The sequence below is a fragment of the Massilia niastensis DSM 21313 genome (assembly GCF_000382345.1).
Classification (GTDB): Bacteria; Pseudomonadota; Gammaproteobacteria; order Burkholderiales; family Burkholderiaceae_D; genus Telluria; species Telluria niastensis.
In genome coordinates this window covers 37,376-52,929 of record NZ_KB908095.1, presented here as the reverse complement: position 1 = coordinate 52,929, position 15,554 = coordinate 37,376, and the positions used below count along the sequence as shown (strand labels likewise).

12 protein-coding genes and 1 pseudogene are annotated in these 15,554 nt (G+C 64.5%); 9 read left to right on the top strand and 4 right to left on the bottom strand.

The window, feature by feature from the left end; genetic code table 11:
• The 5 genes from grpE (at position 1) to H162_RS0113405 (ending at position 4,984) form a co-directional block, all read left to right on the top strand.
• Positions 1–561 (top strand): nucleotide exchange factor GrpE, encoded by a 561-nt coding sequence (gene grpE, locus H162_RS0113425; RefSeq protein ID WP_020653993.1) that lies wholly within the window; start codon positions 1–3, stop codon positions 559–561.
• A gap of 92 nt (positions 562–653) precedes the next feature.
• Positions 654–2,603, top strand: coding sequence for a molecular chaperone DnaK (gene dnaK / locus H162_RS0113420; RefSeq protein WP_020653992.1), 1,950 nt, complete (start codon positions 654–656; stop codon positions 2,601–2,603).
• Between the two features lie 120 nt (positions 2,604–2,723).
• Positions 2,724–3,848 (top strand): molecular chaperone DnaJ, encoded by a 1,125-nt coding sequence (gene dnaJ, locus H162_RS0113415; protein ID WP_020653991.1) that lies wholly within the window; start codon positions 2,724–2,726, stop codon positions 3,846–3,848.
• A 99-nt stretch (positions 3,849–3,947) separates the two neighbouring features.
• Positions 3,948–4,616, top strand: coding sequence for a carbonate dehydratase (gene can, locus H162_RS0113410; RefSeq protein ID WP_020653990.1), 669 nt, complete (start codon positions 3,948–3,950; stop codon positions 4,614–4,616).
• An 8-nt stretch (positions 4,617–4,624) separates the two neighbouring features.
• The gene (locus H162_RS0113405) at positions 4,625–4,984 is read left to right on the top strand and encodes a nucleotide pyrophosphohydrolase (RefSeq protein ID WP_026354607.1); all 360 of its coding nucleotides are present in this window, start codon (positions 4,625–4,627) and stop codon (positions 4,982–4,984) included.
• A gap of 50 nt (positions 4,985–5,034) precedes the next feature.
• Here H162_RS0113405 and H162_RS0113400 read toward each other — a convergent pair whose 3' ends face one another.
• Positions 5,035–6,489 (bottom strand): NAD-dependent succinate-semialdehyde dehydrogenase, encoded by a 1,455-nt coding sequence (locus H162_RS0113400; protein ID WP_020653988.1) that lies wholly within the window; start codon positions 6,487–6,489, stop codon positions 5,035–5,037.
• A gap of 192 nt (positions 6,490–6,681) precedes the next feature.
• On the opposite strand from H162_RS0113400, the gene H162_RS0113395 reads away from it, so the two are divergent.
• Positions 6,682–8,052, top strand: a complete 1,371-nt coding sequence (locus H162_RS0113395; RefSeq protein ID WP_020653987.1) for a S41 family peptidase — start codon at positions 6,682–6,684, stop codon at positions 8,050–8,052.
• Between the two features lie 15 nt (positions 8,053–8,067).
• Here the strand turns inward: H162_RS0113395 and H162_RS0113390 are convergent, their stop codons facing one another.
• Positions 8,068–8,628 carry a PEP-CTERM sorting domain-containing protein gene (locus H162_RS0113390; RefSeq protein ID WP_211223701.1) on the bottom strand — a complete coding sequence of 187 codons (561 nt, stop codon included), beginning with the start codon at positions 8,626–8,628 and terminating at the stop codon, positions 8,068–8,070.
• A gap of 416 nt (positions 8,629–9,044) precedes the next feature.
• Positions 9,045–9,611, bottom strand: a complete 567-nt coding sequence (locus H162_RS0113385) for a PEP-CTERM sorting domain-containing protein (RefSeq protein ID WP_020653985.1) — start codon at positions 9,609–9,611, stop codon at positions 9,045–9,047.
• Between the two features lie 537 nt (positions 9,612–10,148).
• Here H162_RS0113385 and H162_RS0113380 point away from each other — a divergent pair.
• The 3 genes from H162_RS0113380 (at position 10,149) to H162_RS0113370 (ending at position 13,868) form a co-directional block, all read left to right on the top strand.
• The gene (locus H162_RS0113380; RefSeq protein ID WP_026354605.1) at positions 10,149–10,907 is read left to right on the top strand and encodes a gamma-glutamyl-gamma-aminobutyrate hydrolase family protein; all 759 of its coding nucleotides are present in this window, start codon (positions 10,149–10,151) and stop codon (positions 10,905–10,907) included.
• A gap of 113 nt (positions 10,908–11,020) precedes the next feature.
• Positions 11,021–12,391 (top strand): glutamine synthetase family protein, encoded by a 1,371-nt coding sequence (locus H162_RS0113375; RefSeq protein WP_020653983.1) that lies wholly within the window; start codon positions 11,021–11,023, stop codon positions 12,389–12,391.
• A 43-nt stretch (positions 12,392–12,434) separates the two neighbouring features.
• Complete coding sequence (locus H162_RS0113370; protein WP_020653982.1) at positions 12,435–13,868, top strand: aspartate aminotransferase family protein; 1,434 nt, start codon at positions 12,435–12,437, stop codon at positions 13,866–13,868.
• 110 nt (positions 13,869–13,978) lie between these two features.
• Here H162_RS0113370 and H162_RS30800 read toward each other — a convergent pair.
• A pseudogene (locus H162_RS30800) lies at positions 13,979–15,445 on the bottom strand (high affinity choline transporter 1).
• Positions 15,446–15,554: the final 109 nt, after the last annotated feature.

Here is a 15,554-nt window from a genome sequence, read left to right as displayed (position 1 = left end):
ATGCAAGACCAAGAAAACAAAGAGGTGACCAATCAGCCGGAAGCCGAGGCAGTCGCCGACGCAGCGGCAGGGACCGCGCAGGCTGCGAGCGCATCGGCGGAGCCGGGCCTCGAAGAACAGCTGAGCGCAACCGAGGCCAAGCTGGCCGAGATGCACGATGCGTTCATGCGCGCCAAGGCCGATGCCGAGAACATCCGCCGCCGCGCCCAGGAAGACGTGAGCAAGGCCCACAAATTCGCCATCGAGAGTTTCGCCGAGGCCATGGTGCCGGTGCGCGACAGCCTGGAAATGGCGCTGAAGGTCGAAGCGCCGACGGTGGAGTCGATCAAGGAAGGCGTCGAGATGACCCTCAAGCAGCTCACCGCCGCCTTCGAGAAGAACCGCCTGGTCGAAGTCATGCCCCAGCCGGGCGACAAGCTCGACCCGAACCGGCACCAGGCCGTGGCCGTGGTGCCGTCCGAGCAGGAAGCGAACACCGTCGTCGCCGTGCTGCAAAAGGGCTACATGATCGCCGACCGCCTGCTGCGTCCGGCCATCGTGACCGCCGCACAGCCAAAATAAGAAGACAAGCTGCGGCCTAAACACTTGAAAGCACGCAGTTTTTCCCAATATTGAATCCATCCGAATTTCATCAAATATAAAAGGAACACATCATGGGCAGAATCATTGGTATCGACCTGGGAACCACTAACTCCTGCGTCGCGATCATGGAAAACGGCCAGCCGAAGGTGATCGAGAACGCCGAAGGCGCGCGTACCACGCCGTCGATCATCGCTTACCAGGAAGATGGCGAAATCCTCGTCGGCGCGCCGGCGAAACGCCAGGCCGTCACCAACCCGAAGAACACCCTGTTCGCGGTCAAGCGCCTGATCGGCCGCAAGTTCCAGGAGAAGGAAGTCCAGAAGGACATCGGCCTGATGCCGTACCAGATCCTGCAAGCCGACAACGGCGACGCATGGGTCGGCGTGCGCGACAAGAAACTGGCGCCGCCGCAGATCTCCGCGGAAGTGCTGCGCAAGATGAAGAAGACCGCCGAGGACTACCTGGGCGAGGAAGTGACCGAGGCCGTGATCACCGTGCCGGCCTACTTCAACGACTCGCAGCGCCAGGCGACCAAGGACGCCGGCCGCATCGCGGGCCTGGACGTCAAGCGCATCATCAACGAGCCGACCGCGGCTGCGCTGGCATTCGGCCTGGACAAGACCGACAAGGGCGACCGCAAGATCGCCGTGTATGACCTGGGCGGCGGCACCTTCGACGTCTCGATCATCGAAATCGCCGACGTCGAAGGCGAGAAGCAGTTCGAAGTGCTGTCGACCAACGGCGACACCTTCCTGGGCGGCGAAGACTTCGACCAGCGCGTGATCGACTACATCATCGACGAATTCAAGAAGATCAACGGCCTGGACCTGTCGAAGGACCCGATCGCCCTGCAGCGCATCAAGGCTTCGGCCGAGCGCGCGAAGATCGAGCTGTCGTCCTCGCAGCAGACCGAGATCAACGAGCCGTACATCGCCATGGCGAACGGCGCGCCGGTCCACCTGAACCTGAAGATCACCCGCGCCAAGCTGGAAGCGCTGGTCGAGGAACTGATCACCAAGACCATCGAACCGTGCCGCATCGCGATCAAGGATGCCGGCGTCAAGGTCTCGGACATCGACGACATCATCCTGGTCGGCGGCATGACCCGCATGCCGAAGGTGCAGGAGAAGGTCAAGGAGTTCTTCGGCAAGGATCCGCGCAAGGACGTGAACCCGGACGAGGCGGTGGCAGTCGGCGCCGCCATCCAGGGCTCGGTGCTGTCCGGCGAGCGCAAGGACCTGCTGCTGCTGGACGTGACCCCGCTGTCGCTGGGTATCGAAACCCTGGGCGGCGTGATGACCAAGATGATCCACAAGAACACCACGATCCCGACCAAGTTCTCGCAGGTGTTCTCGACCGCCGACGACAACCAGCCGGCCGTGACCATCAAGGTCTACCAGGGCGAGCGTGAAATCGCAGCGGGCAACAAGGGCCTGGGCGAGTTCAACCTCGAAGGCATCCCGCCGGCGGCGCGCGGCACCCCGCAGATCGAAGTGACCTTCGACATCGACGCCAACGGCATCCTGCACGTGGGCGCCAAGGACAAGGCCACCGGCAAGGAAAACAAGATCACCATCAAGGCCAATTCGGGCCTGTCGGAAGAAGAGATCCAGAAGATGGTGAAGGACGCCGAGCTGAACGCGGAAGAGGACAAGAAGGTCAAGGAACTGGCCGAAGCCCGTAACCAGGGCGACGCGCTGGTGCACTCGACCAAGAAGTCCCTGACCGAGTACGGCGACAAGCTGGAAGCCGGCGAGAAGGAAAAAGTCGAGGCGGCGATCGCCGACCTGGAAGGCGCCCTGAAGAGCGGCGACAAGGGCGACATCGACGCCAAGGTTGCGGCCCTGTCGAGCGCGGCGCAGAAGCTGGGCGAGAAGATGTACGCCGACATGCAGGCGCAGCAGGCAGGCGGCGCCGGTGCGGCTGGCGGCCAGCAGGCTGCCGGTGGCGCCGAATCGTCGGGCAAGCAGGACGACGACGTGGTCGACGCCGACTTCAAGGAAGTCAAGGACGCCAAGTAATACCTCTGGTAGGGCCCTTCCGGCCCTACCGCACGGGACCGAGCCGATGACCACACTGGTTCCCGGCTCGGTTTTTTTGCATAGACCGTTCGTTACTGAATTAACAGCAAGGTGCCGACAATGGCAAAGCGTGATTTTTACGAGATCCTCGGGGTCGCGAAGAATGCGTCGGAAGACGACATCAAGAAGGCCTATCGCAAGCTTGCGATGAAATACCACCCCGACCGCAATCCTGACAACAAGGAAGCGGAAGAGAAGTTCAAGGAGGTGAAGGAAGCCTACGAAATGCTGACCAACGCGGAGAAGCGCGAAGCCTATGACCGCTACGGTCATGCCGGCGTCGATCCGAATGCGGGCGTGGGCGGCGGTTTCGGCGCGGGCGGCTTCGGCGACGCGTTCGGCGACATCTTCGGCGACATCTTCGGAGGCGGCCGGGGCGGACGCAGCGCGGGTCCGCAGGTCTACCGCGGCGCCGATTTGCGCTACAACCTCGAGATCACGCTGGAGCAGGCGGCGCACGGCTTCGATACCACCATCCGCGTGCCGAGCTGGGACAAGTGCGACACCTGCCACGGCAGCGGCGCCAAGCCGGGCACCTCGCCCGTCACCTGCACGACCTGCGCCGGCCACGGCCAGGTGCGCATGCAGCAGGGCTTCTTCAGCATCCAGCAGACCTGCCCGAAGTGCCATGGCAGCGGCAAGATCATCCCGGAACCGTGCGCGGCCTGCGCCGGCGCCGGACGCATCAAGCGCAACAAGACGCTGGAAGTGAAGATCCCGGCCGGTATCGACAACGGCATGCGGATCCGCTCGTCGGGCAACGGCGAGCCGGGCACCAACGGCGGGCCGCCGGGCGACCTGTATGTGGAGATCCACATCAAGCCGCACACGGTGTTCCAGCGCGAGGGCGACGACCTGCACTGCGAGATGCCGATCTCGTTCTCGAAGGCTGCGCTGGGCGGCGAGATCGAGGTGCCGACCCTGAGCGGCAAGGTGTCGTTCACGGTGCCCGAAGGCACCCAGACCGGCAAGACCTTCCGTCTCAAGGGCAAGGGCATCAAGGGCGTGCGTTCCGGGTACGTAGGCGACCTGTTCTGCCACATGATCGTCGAGACCCCGGTCAAGCTGACCGAGAAGCAGAAGGACCTGCTGCGCGAATTCGACCGCCTGACCAACGAAGGCGGCTCGAAGCACAGCCCGCAAAGCAAGGGCTGGATGGACAAGGTCAAGGACTTCTTCGAGTAAGAAGTCGTCACTACCGCTGACCGGCGCGAGCCCTCAGCGGTTTTTTTTCAGCCCGGCCGGGCGGCCGCGACAAGGGCACAATACAAGATGAGGAGTCGTATGGACAAGACGAAGGGACTGACCGCGGAAGAGCTGTTCTCCCGCAACCGTAACTGGGCCGCCTCGATGGTGGCGGAAGATCCGAACTTCTTCAAGGCGTTGTCCGAGCAGCAGGCTCCGGAATACCTGTGGATCGGATGTTCGGACAGCCGGGTGCCGGCCAACGAGCTGCTCGGCATGGCGCCGGGCGAACTGTTCGTCCACCGTAACATCGCCAACGTGGTGGTGCACTCCGACCTGAACTGCCTGAGCGTGCTGCAGTTCGCGATCGACGTGCTGAAGGTCAAGCACGTCATCATCTGCGGCCACTATGGCTGCTCGGGCGTGCACGCGGCCTTGAACAACCTGCGCGTCGGCCTGGCGGACAACTGGCTGGGCCATGTGCGCGACGTGCGCGAGAAGCACGGCAAGTACCTCGGCAACGTGAGCGGCCGCGCGGCGACCAACCGCATGGTGGAGCTGAACGTGGCCGAGCAGGTGATCAACGTGGCGCAGACGACGATCGTGCGCGACGCCTGGGACCGCGGCCAGCCGCTGACCATCCACAGCTGGGTGTACGGCGTGCACGACGGCCTGCTGCGCGACCTGGGCATCACGGTCAGCAGCCAGGAAGAGATCGCGCCCAAGCTCGAGCGCGTGCTCAGTGGCTACCTGGAGCAGGGCGAGTGAACCAGGCAATGCCTGACGGCGAACTGGCGCGGCTGCGCGCCATCGTCCGTGAATTCGTGGACGAACGCGACTGGGACCAGTTCCACACGCCGAAGAACCTGGCGTCCGCGCTGACCGTCGAAGCGGCCGAGCTGCTCGAGCATTTCCAGTGGCTGCAGTCGGGACGGATCGACGAGCTGGGCGCGGACAAGCTGGCCGAGGTGAGGCACGAGATGGCGGATGTGCTGGTGTACCTGGTGCGGCTGGCGGACAAGCTCGATGTCGACCTGCTGGCGGCGGTGCAGGAGAAGATGGTGCTCAACCGCGCCAAGTATCCGGCGGAGCAGGTGCGCGGGGATGCGCGCAAGTACCACGAGTACAGGAAGTAAGCTGGCCGGCCCGCGCCCTCGGGGGCGCGGGCCGGTCGCAGGCGCGGCGGTTACACCCCGCCCATGCAGATGTACTTCACGACGAGGTAATCGTCCATCCCATAGATCGATCCTTCCCGTCCCAGCCCCGACTGCTTGACCCCGCCGAACGGCGCCACCTCGGTCGAGATCAGGCCGGTATTCACGCCCACCATGCCCGTCTCGATCGCCTCGGCCATGCGCCACACGCGACCGATGTCGCGCGAATAGAAGTACGACGCCAGCCCGAACTCGGTATCGTTGGCCATCGCGATCACTTCCTCCTCGGTCCTGAAGCGGAACAGCGGCGCCAGCGGCCCGAAGGTCTCTTCGCTCGCCACCAGCATGTCGGGGGTCACCTCGGCCAGCACGGTCGGCTGGAAGAAGCTGTGCCCCAGTTCGTGGCGCTTGCCCCCCAGCAGCAGCCTGGCGCCCTTGCCGACCGCATCCTCGATATGCTGCTCGACCTTGCGCACCGCCTTCTCTTCGATCAGCGGCCCCTGGTTCACGCCTTCCTCGACGCCGTTGCCGACCTTGAGCTTGCCCACCGCCGCCACCAGCTTGCGCGCGAACTCGTCGTAGATCCCGTCCTGCACGTAGATGCGGTTCGCGCAGACGCAGGTCTGGCCCGCATTGCGGTACTTCGATGCGATCGCGCCCTCGACCGCCGCATCCACGTCGGCATCGTCGAACACGATGAAGGAGGCATTCCCGCCCAGCTCCAGCGAGATCTTCTTGATCGTCGGCGCGCACTGCTCCATCAGCAGGCGGCCCACGGCGGTCGAGCCGGTGAAGCTCAGCTTGCGCACCGTCGGGTTGCCGGTCATTTCGCCGCCGATGGCTTTGGAATCGCCGACGACGATGCTGAACACGCCCTTCGGCACGCCGGCGCGCTCGGCCAGCACGGCCAGCGCCAGCGCGGAGTAGGGCGTCAGCTCGGCCGGCTTGACCACGATCGGGCAGCCGGCGGCCAGCGCCGGACCGACCTTGCGGGTGATCATCGCGGCCGGGAAGTTCCAGGGCGTGATCGCGGCGCACACGCCGATCGGCTCCTTCGTCACCACGATGCGGCGGTCCGGCCACGGCGACTGCAGCGTCTCGCCGGCGACGCGCTTGGCTTCCTCGCCGAACCATTCGAAGAACGAGGCCGCATACGCCACTTCGCCCCTGGCCTCGGGCAGCGGCTTGCCCTGCTCGGCGGTCATCAGGAGCGCCAGGTCGTCCGCGTTTTCCAGCATCAGGTCGCTCCACTTGCGCAGGATCGCGGCGCGCTCCCTGGCGCTCTTCCTGCGCCAGGCGGGCCACGCGGCTTGCGCGGCCTCGATCGCGCGGCGGGTCTCGAGCGCCCCCATGTGCGGCACCGTGCCCAGTGTTTCGCCGGTGGCCGGATTGATCACGGGGACCGTGGCCCCGCCTTCGGCGTCGCACCAGGCGCCGTCGATGTAAGCCTGCTGGCGCAGCAGGGAAGGGTCTTTCAGGTTCAGCATAAGGCTCCTTGTGCATGTGGCATCGGATTGCGATGCGTAATAGTAGACCCTTTTGTCACGTTCCGCGCCCGCCCCGGCGATGCAGGATGCGCAGCCTGCTCCACGAAAAACGCCGCCTGTCGCACGGCCCTGCGCGATGGGCCAGCCCATCCCTAGAATCCCGGCCATACCAACAACCGAGAGGAGACGCACATGGCACGTCGCATCATCCTGGCCGCGGCACTGGCCGCCCTGTCCACCGCCGCCTTCGCGCAGGAAGCCGTCGATCCGGCCGCCGAGCGCCGGCGCGCGTTCGACGCGAAGCTGTTCGATTCGCCCGCGCTGGCCACGCCCTACCGCGACAACCTGAGCGAGGACGAGAAGGTCGCCGGCCTGTCCAAGTTCTGGTCCGAAGTGAAGTACAACTTCGTGTACGTGGACAAGCTCAAGGAGCTCGACTGGGACCGCCTGTACCTGGAATACCTCCCGAAGGTGCGCGCCACCGCCAGCACCGCCGAGTACTACCGCGTGCTGGCCGAGCTGTGCGCGAAGCTGCAGGACGGCCACACCAACGTCTACCCGGGCGCGGAAGTGCGCGACCTCTTGATGGCGCGCCCGCTGTTCACCACCCACCTGGTCGAGGGCAAGGTATTGGTGCGCGAGGTGTTCGACGCCGCCTTGCGCGCCAGGGGCGTGGCGCCGGGCGTGGAAGTCGTCGCGGTCGACGGCGAGCCGGTGCAGGCGTATGCGAACCGCGAACTGCTGCCTTATCTGAGCGCGTCCACGCCGCAGGACATGGAACGCCGCGCCTACGGCTATTCCTTCCTGACGGGCGCGCTGACGCATACGCCGCGCGTGAGCTTCCGCAGCGCGGCCGGCAAGGCCTTCGAGGCCGACACGCCGCGCGTCAGCTGGGATGCCTTCGTGAAGGCGGCCATCATGAAGGAGCCGTTCGAACTGCGCATGCTGCCGGGGAATGTCGCCTACGTGGCCCTGAACAGCTTCGGCGACGACCGCAGCGCCGACGCCTTCCTGGCCGCATTCGACCGGATCGCCAGGGCGTCCGCGCTGGTGATCGACGTGCGCAATAACGGCGGCGGCAATTCCAGCGTCGGCTACCGCGTGCTGGCCACGCTGGCCGACAAGCCCTTCGACACCAGCAAGTGGGCGACCCGCCAGTACCTGCCGGCCTACCGCGCCTGGCAGCGCCCGATGCCGGACCTGGAAAAGAAGATGGATGCGTGGCCGGTCGACGACAAGCGCCATTTCAGCGGCCCGGTCGCGGTGCTCACGTCCGGCGCGACCTATTCGGCGGCGGAAGATTTTGCGGTTGCCTTCGATACGATGAAGCGCGGGATCCTCGTCGGCGAGGCCACCGGCGGCAGCACCGGGCAGCCGCTGCTGGTGCAGTTGCCGGGCGGGGGCAGGGCGCGCATCTGCACCAAGGCCGATACCTATGCGGACGGCACCGTCTGGGTAGGCAAGGGAATCCAGCCGACCGTCAGGTCGGCGCAGACGCTGGCCGACCTGCGGCGGGGACGTGACACCGTGCTGGAAGCCGCGCTCGCCCGCTTGGGCAGGTAAGCACGGCCGGTCCGGTCAGGCGCCCTGGCCGGACCGGCCCCTGCGCGCGGCGCGGCGGCGGGCCGCGCTCAGGCCGAGCAGGCCGGCGCCGAGCGACAGCAGGGTCGCCGGTTCAGGCACCGGGGTCGGGTTCGGGTCCGTGTGCGAGAGCTTGATCTTCAAGGTCGACCTGTCGAACCAGACATCCTGGGGCAGGCAGATGATGATGAGATTGGTGCAGCCGACGCTGATCTTGACGTTCAGGATGCCGTCGTCGAGCAGCGAGGTCAGCAGGCCGAACTGGTATTTTTCCCCTTTCCAGTCCACGTTCTTCACGACCTTCTTCTGCTCGCCTTCGAAGTTGAAGGTGACCGTTTCCAGGAAGTTCAGGCTCGGATCGCGCAGGACGACCGACAGCTTGGCCCATTCCACCGTGGCATCGGACAGGTCCTCGCCGCTCAGGTCGTGCTTGTACTCGTAAGGCTTGCTTGTCGTGATCTTCACGTCGGACGGATTGAACGTGTCCGTAATGATGTTCGCCTGGGCAGCACCGCAGACACCCAGGGCAAGGGTGGCTGCACCGATCAATCTTTTCATTACTTTCATTTGGACACTCCAGATAATTGATGAGTTACTTTCGGTAATTCATATATTTACACTGGAGGTCTTTGCAAGCGGCGTGCCAAGGTAAAAATAGCTTGGAAAATCATGTACTTAAAAAAATTTGTAAGAATCTGCCGAGCCAAATGTAAAGTTCGCCGACAAGGCGCAGGAGGAAACTTTCCAGATGCTCATCCTGCTTGCGAATGCGCCAAGGCTTGGGCGTCGAGGCTGAGGCTTCGGAGCTGGAAAAGAGGAGGGAATGTGGCGGGTGGACGGCAGGCGCCGCTTCAGCGTCCGGCCCGGGGGCAATGCGTGGACAGGAATCGCGTCACCGTCAGGTCGGCCAGGCGCCGGCCGGCCTGCGGCGAGGCTGCGCCCACCCGATTGCGCGGGTGAGCGCGGACCGGCTCCTAGGCCGGGACGGCAGTGCCCAGTTGCTCGGTGCTGCGCGCGGCATGGCGGCGACGGACCGCGCCCAGTCCCAGCAGGCCGGCGCCCAGCGTGAGCAGCGTGGCAGGTTCCGGAATCGGGGTGATGTCGGCCGTCAGTTCGGATTTCACGAGCGTGACGGTCTGCTGGTTCCAGCACAGGCCGAAGATGCTGCCGTTGCAGCCGACGCTCAGCGCGACCTGCAGCAGACCGGTGGAGAGCAGCGAGGTGGCGACGCCGAAGGTGTAGTTCTGGCCGAGGAACGGCACGTTCTGCACGCTGGTCGCATTGGTACCGTTGAACTTGAACGTGACCTTTTCGTTGCCGAGCAGCGGGTCGGCCAGGTAGACATCCAGTGAGGCCCAGTTCACCGTCGCCGAACCCGGCACGCCGTTATCGGTCAGGTCGTGCCAGTAGGTGTAGGGCGAAGTCGCGGTCGTGATCGTCTTCAGCGGGTAGAGCGTATCGGTAACGATAGAGGCATTTGCGGCGCCGGAAGCGCAGAGGGCGACGGCTGCTGCGGCGATCAGGGTTTTCATGGCTTTCATTTGGACACTCCAGGTTTGTTGTTGGAATACTTCGGTACTTCCTTCATCCCCTTGCTGGAAGCACTGACAGTCTATGCAAATGCCATGCCATAAAGATAATATTTCATAAAATCAAATGCTTATAGGAATTAACAAAAATTTAACAAGCGTATATGTAAAATTCGTCGACAAAGTCTATTGCTAAAACTTTCTATGGAATTCATCGAATTTTCCGAATGAAATATTAATTCTGATCCATCCCTCATGGTGGGACGCCACTTCGCTTGCTTTACCTATAGCGAAGTAATCAGGTTGAAACATTAGTTGAAATAAAGCCCTTTCTTCAGAGCACTGGCCTTCGAGTCTACTGTCGAGCCGTGTTGGCATCACTCGGCGATTGGCGTTAAGATTTTGATATGGAATCGCATTTTTACTAGCAGATCGGCAGGAGAAGCGCGGACCAATCGCGCTGTGTTTGATCTGGATTAACGGCCCCTCGCGTTCGGACCAGATTGCTCGTATCATGGTTTCGTGCGCTTCAACCACAAGGTGGAAACCATGCGCCCCCTCGTCATCGTCCCTGCGTGCACGCGTGATTTCGGCGAACATCCTTACCACGCCGCCCAGCACAAGTATGTCGACGCCGTCGTCCTTGGCGCCGACTGCGCTCCCATGATCCTGCCGTCGCTTGGCGCGTCGCTCGATCTGGAAACCGTGTTCGCGCTCATCGACGGCATCATGCTGACCGGCTCGGCATCGAACGTCCATCCCAGCTATTACTCGCAGGAATTGCTCGATCCCTCGCTGCCGCAGGACCCGGCGCGCGACCAGACCACCTTGCCCCTGATTCGCGAAGCGGTGAAGCGCGGCGTGCCGATCATCGCGATCTGCCGCGGCTTCCAGGAGATGAACGTGGCGCTGGGCGGCAGCCTGCACCAGGCGGTGCAGTCGGTGGCGGGCAAGTTCGACCACCGCGAGAAACCCGACCTGGGCATGGACGAGCAGTATGGCGATGCCCACAACGTGCAGATCACGACGGGCGGCTTCCTCGAGGGCATCCTCGGCGTTCCCGAAATCCCCGTCAATTCGCTGCACGGGCAGGGCGTGGCCGAACTCGCGCCCGGACTGACGGTCGAAGCGGTCGCCGAGGACGGACTCGTCGAGGCCTTCACGGTGGCCGACTCCCCGGGTTTCACGCTGGCGGTGCAATGGCATCCCGAGTGGCGTATCCAGCACAATCCTTTCTCGATGAAGATGTTCGGGGCGTTCGGCCAGGCTTGCCGCACCTACCGCGAACAGCGCCGGAGCCGAGGATGACCGCCTGCGAGAAATGGGCGGCGCGTCCCGTCCCCTAGCTTCCCTGCCTGCTGCATCAGCGCGCCCGGCGGTGCCGTGCGCGCGCGCTTACGTTTCAAGACAGAGAGGCAATCATGGCAATCCGCGACAATTTCAGCTATACCGACATGGAAGAGTGGCTCAATGCAAAGCGAGTCACCGAAATCGAATGCCTGGTCCCCGACCTGACCGGCGTCGCCCGCGGCAAGATCCTGCCGCGCGTGAAATTCACTGAAGACCGGGGCATGCGCCTGCCGGAGGTCGTGCTCGGCATGACCGTCACCGGCAACACCCCGAACCACGACGACGCCTACGACCGCGCCATCGCCACCACCGACCGCGACATGATCCTGAAGGCCGATCCGGGCACCATCACGATGGTGCCGTGGGCGGTCGATCCGACCGCGCAGGTGATCCACGACTGCTATTTCTCCGATGGCAAGCTGGTCGATTTCGCGCCGCGCAGCGTGCTGCGCCGCGTGCTCAAGCTGTATGCGCAGCGCGGCTGGAAGCCGCTGGTCGCGCCCGAGCTGGAGTTCTACCTTACCGCCAAGAACATCGACCCCGACCTGCCGCTGGCCGCCCCGATCGGGCGCAGCGGCCGCGCCGAGACCAGCCGCCAGGTGTACAGCATCGACGCGGTCAACGAATTCGACCCGCTGTTCGAGGACATCTACGACTACTGCGAGATGATGAGCCTCGACGTCGACACCCTGATCCACGAGATCGGCGCCGGCCAGATGGAAATCAACTTCCAGCACGGCGAGCCGCTCGGCCTGGCCGACAAGGTGTTCTACTTCAAGCGCACCCTGCGCGAAGCGGCGCTCAAGCACGACATGTACGCCACCTTCATGGCCAAGCCGATGGCGGGCGAGCCGGGTTCGGCGATGCACGTGCACCAGAGCGTGGTGAACGCCGACTCCGGCCGCAACATCTTCAGCAACGACGACGGTTCGCCATCGACGCTGTTCAGCTACTACATCGGCGGACTGCAGCGCTACATGCCATCGGCGATGGCGATCGTTGCTCCCTACGTCAATTCCTACCGCCGCATCGTGCGCCACACCGCCGCGCCGATCAACCTGCAATGGGGCATCGACAACCGCACCGTGGGCTTCCGGGTGCCGATGTCGGGTTCGCAGGACCGCCGTGTGGAAAACCGCGTCATCGGCGCCGACGCCAACCCGTATCTCGCACTGGCAGTGACCCTGGCCTGCGGCTACCTCGGCATGATCGAGCACATCGAGCCGTCGCCGATGGTCGAGGGCAGCGCCTACCAGATGCCGGTCGAGCTGCCGCAAGGCCTGTCCGAGGCCATCACCCAGCTGCGCCGCGAAGACCGCCTGCGCGACATCCTGGGCGAGCGCTTCATCGACGTCTATTCGGCGGTGAAGGACCTCGAACACCAGGAATTCATGACCGTGATCAGCCCGTGGGAGCGCGAGCACCTGCTGCTGCACGTCTGAAGCGTCGCCAGCATATAAAGGTTCGAAACGATGGGAGTCGATCATGGAAACCAACAGCACGGCGGTCACCCTGCGCGCGCCGGCCCAGGACAGCTTCGATACGCAAACGCTGCAGCAGCTCGATGCGGCGCACTACCTGCATCCGTTCACCGACCACGGCGCGCTGCGTGAGCGCGGCGCGCGCGTGATCGTGCGCGGCGACGGCATCTACCTGTGGGATTCGGAGGGCAAGAAAATCATCGACGGCATGGCCGGACTGTGGTGCGTGAACGCCGGCTATGGCCGCGCCAGCATCGCCGACGCGGTGCATGCCCAGATGCTGGCCCTGCCGTTCTACAACAGCTTCTTCAACACCACCAACGTGCCGGCCGTGAAGCTGGCGGCGCTGCTGGCGGACCTCGCGCCGCCGCAGTTCGAGCACGTGTTCTTCACCAATTCGGGCTCGGAAGCCAACGACACCATCGTGCGCATGGTGCGCCGCTACTGGCACCTGATGGGCCAGCCGGAGCGCCAGGTCATCATCAGCCGCCGCAACGCCTACCATGGCAGCACGATGGCGGGCGCCTCGCTGGGCGGCATGGCGGCCATGCATGCGCAGGGCGGGCTGCCGATTCCCGGCATCGTCCACATCGACCAGCCGAACTACGCCGAGAACGGGCGCGGCATGAGCGAAGCGGAATTCGGCCTGGAAGCGGCGGGCTGGCTGGAAGCGAAGATCCTCGACGCCGGGCCGGACAAGGTGGCCGCCTTCATCGGCGAGCCGGTCCAGGGCGCGGGCGGCGTCATCATCCCGCCCTCGACCTACTGGCCCGAGGTGCAGCGCATCTGCGACAAGTACGACATCCTGCTGGTGTCCGACGAAGTGATCTGCGGGTTCGGCCGGCTGGGCGCCTGGTTCGGCTGCGAGCTGATGGGCGCGCAGCCCGACCTGATCGCCTTCGCCAAGGGCGTGACCTCGGGCTACGTGCCGCTGGGCGGGGTGCTGGTGGGCAGCCGGGTGGCGCACACCCTGATCGAGAAGGGCGGCGACTTCAACCACGGCTTCACGTATTCCGGGCATCCGGTGGCGTGCACGGCGGCGCTCGAGAACATCCGCATCCTGATCGAGGAGCGGCTGGTCGAGCGGGTGGCGCTGGAGACCGGGCCGCACCTGAAGGCGCGCTTCACGTCCCTGGTCGCGCATCCGCTGGTCGGGCATGCCGAGACCTGCGGGCTGGCGGCGGGGCTCAACCTGGTGCGGCGCAAGGGGGAGACGGTGCACGACTGCGTGGCGTTCGCGCCGATGCACGCGGTGGGGATGCTGTGCCGGCAGCACATGTTCGACAACGGGGTCATCATGCGCGCGGTGGGCGACCGCATGATCGTGGCGCCGCCGCTGTCGATCACGGTGGCGCAGATCGACGAGATGGTGGACAGGATCCGGTACTGCCTGGACCTGACGCTGGAGGAGGTGAGGGAGAGAGGGTGGATGGCGTAGGGTGGACGGCTGTGCCGTCCACGCGTTCAACCACATCACGCGTTGTGCTCACGCATGCGCTGGTTGAACGCGTGGACGGGAAACCCGTCCACCCTACAGCGCTGTCTCCCTCAAGCAGCGCCGGCGCCCGCCACGTGCTTCGGCGGCTCATGCCGGTTCTTGAGCACCTGCGGCGCCAGCGACCCCACGAACATGCCGGCAAACGCCGCCAGCAGCCCGGCCAGCTGGCCCGGGAAGTGCTCGCCCAGGGTCGAGATCTGCGGGAAGAACAGCAGCCACACGAAGATGCCGGCGCCGATCGACAGGATCGCGCCCTGGGTGGTCGCGCGCGACCAGTACAGGCCCATCACCAGCGGCACGAAGGCTCCCACCAGGGTCACCTGGTAGGCGCTCGACACCAGTTCGTAGATCGAGGTGCCTTCCATGGCGATCGCATACGCCAGCACGATGGCCGCGAAGACCACCACGGATACGCGCATCGCGAACAGCTGCTGGCGGTCGTTCATGCCTGGACGCAGGTTCTTCAGGATGTTCTCGACGAAGCTGGTCGACGGCGCCAGCAGGGTCGCCGACGAGGTGCTCTTGATCGCCGACAGCAGCGCGCCGAAGAACAGGATCTGCATGACGAGCGGCATCTTGGTCATCACGAAGGTCGGCAGCAGGCGCTGGTAGTCGTTCTTGGCGATGTCCATCGCGTTATCGCCCATCACCACCACGGCCGCCGCCACGATGAACATCGGGACGAAGCCGAACAGGATGTAGCTGGCGCCGCCGATCACGGCGCCGCTGCGCGCGGTCGGCGCATTCTTGGCCGACATCACGCGCTGGAACACGTCCTGCTGCGGGATGCTGCCGAACATCATGGTGATGGCCGCGCCGATGAAGAACACGATGTCGGTGAAGGTCGGTTCCGGCAGGATGCGCCACAGGTCGGCCTGCTGCGCCATCGCCAGCACCTTGTCGGGCCCGCCGGCCAGGTCGGCCGCGAAGAAGGCGATGACGCTCATGCCCACGACCAGCACGATCATCTGGATGAAGTCGGTGATCGCCACGGCCAGGAAGCCGCCCACCACCACGTAGACCAGCACCGCCAGGGTGCCGATGATCATGCCGGTGGCCGGCGCCATCGCGCCATTGGTCAGCACCGAGAACACCAGGCCGAGCGCGGTGATCTGCGCCGCCACCCAGCCCAGGTAGCTCAGGATGATGGCGACCGAGCAGAACACCTCGATGCCCTTGCCGTAGCGCTGGCGGTAGTAGTCGCCGATGGTGAGCAAGTTCAGCTTGTACAGCTTGGTGGCGAAGAACAGGCCGACCAGGATCAGGCAGGTGCCGGCGCCGAACGGGTCTTCGATCACGGCGTTCAGGCCGCCCTGGACGAACTTGGCCGGCACGCCCATCACGGTCTCGGCGCCGAACCAGGTGGCGAAGGTGGTGGTGATCACCATGACCAGTGGCAGGCTGCGTCCGGCGACCGCGAAGTCGCTGGTATTCTTGATCCGCGTGCCTGCCTACATCCCGAGTGCAAGCGTACCCAGCAGGTAGAGCACGACAAAAGTGATCAAAGTGGTGTTCATGCGGTGTGCTCCGAGGGGCAGAAAGTTATCGGGCGGAAAATCCGCGATTATAAAGGCAGAACCTGGCGCCTGGATCATCTATCCCAGGATTTGTACCCGTATGTTGTTC

Excerpts from the sequence above, each read along its gene's own strand:
- H162_RS0113400 (WP_020653988.1), bottom strand. The coding sequence starts at position 6,489 with ATGCTGAACCTGAAAGACCCTTCCCTGCTGCGCCAGCAGGCTTACATC.
- H162_RS0113380 (WP_026354605.1), top strand. The coding sequence starts at position 10,149 with ATGCGCCCCCTCGTCATCGTCCCTGCGTGCACGCGTGATTTCGGCGAA.
- grpE (WP_020653993.1), top strand. The coding sequence starts at position 1 with ATGCAAGACCAAGAAAACAAAGAGGTGACCAATCAGCCGGAAGCCGAG.
- dnaK (WP_020653992.1), top strand. The coding sequence starts at position 654 with ATGGGCAGAATCATTGGTATCGACCTGGGAACCACTAACTCCTGCGTC.
- H162_RS0113385 (WP_020653985.1), bottom strand. The coding sequence starts at position 9,611 with ATGAAAGCCATGAAAACCCTGATCGCCGCAGCAGCCGTCGCCCTCTGC.
- H162_RS0113370 (WP_020653982.1), top strand. The coding sequence starts at position 12,435 with ATGGAAACCAACAGCACGGCGGTCACCCTGCGCGCGCCGGCCCAGGAC.
- H162_RS0113405 (WP_026354607.1), top strand. The coding sequence starts at position 4,625 with ATGCCTGACGGCGAACTGGCGCGGCTGCGCGCCATCGTCCGTGAATTC.
- H162_RS0113390 (WP_211223701.1), bottom strand. The coding sequence starts at position 8,628 with ATGAAAAGATTGATCGGTGCAGCCACCCTTGCCCTGGGTGTCTGCGGT.
- H162_RS0113375 (WP_020653983.1), top strand. The coding sequence starts at position 11,021 with ATGGCAATCCGCGACAATTTCAGCTATACCGACATGGAAGAGTGGCTC.
- can (WP_020653990.1), top strand. The coding sequence starts at position 3,948 with ATGGACAAGACGAAGGGACTGACCGCGGAAGAGCTGTTCTCCCGCAAC.
- dnaJ (WP_020653991.1), top strand. The coding sequence starts at position 2,724 with ATGGCAAAGCGTGATTTTTACGAGATCCTCGGGGTCGCGAAGAATGCG.
- H162_RS0113395 (WP_020653987.1), top strand. The coding sequence starts at position 6,682 with ATGGCACGTCGCATCATCCTGGCCGCGGCACTGGCCGCCCTGTCCACC.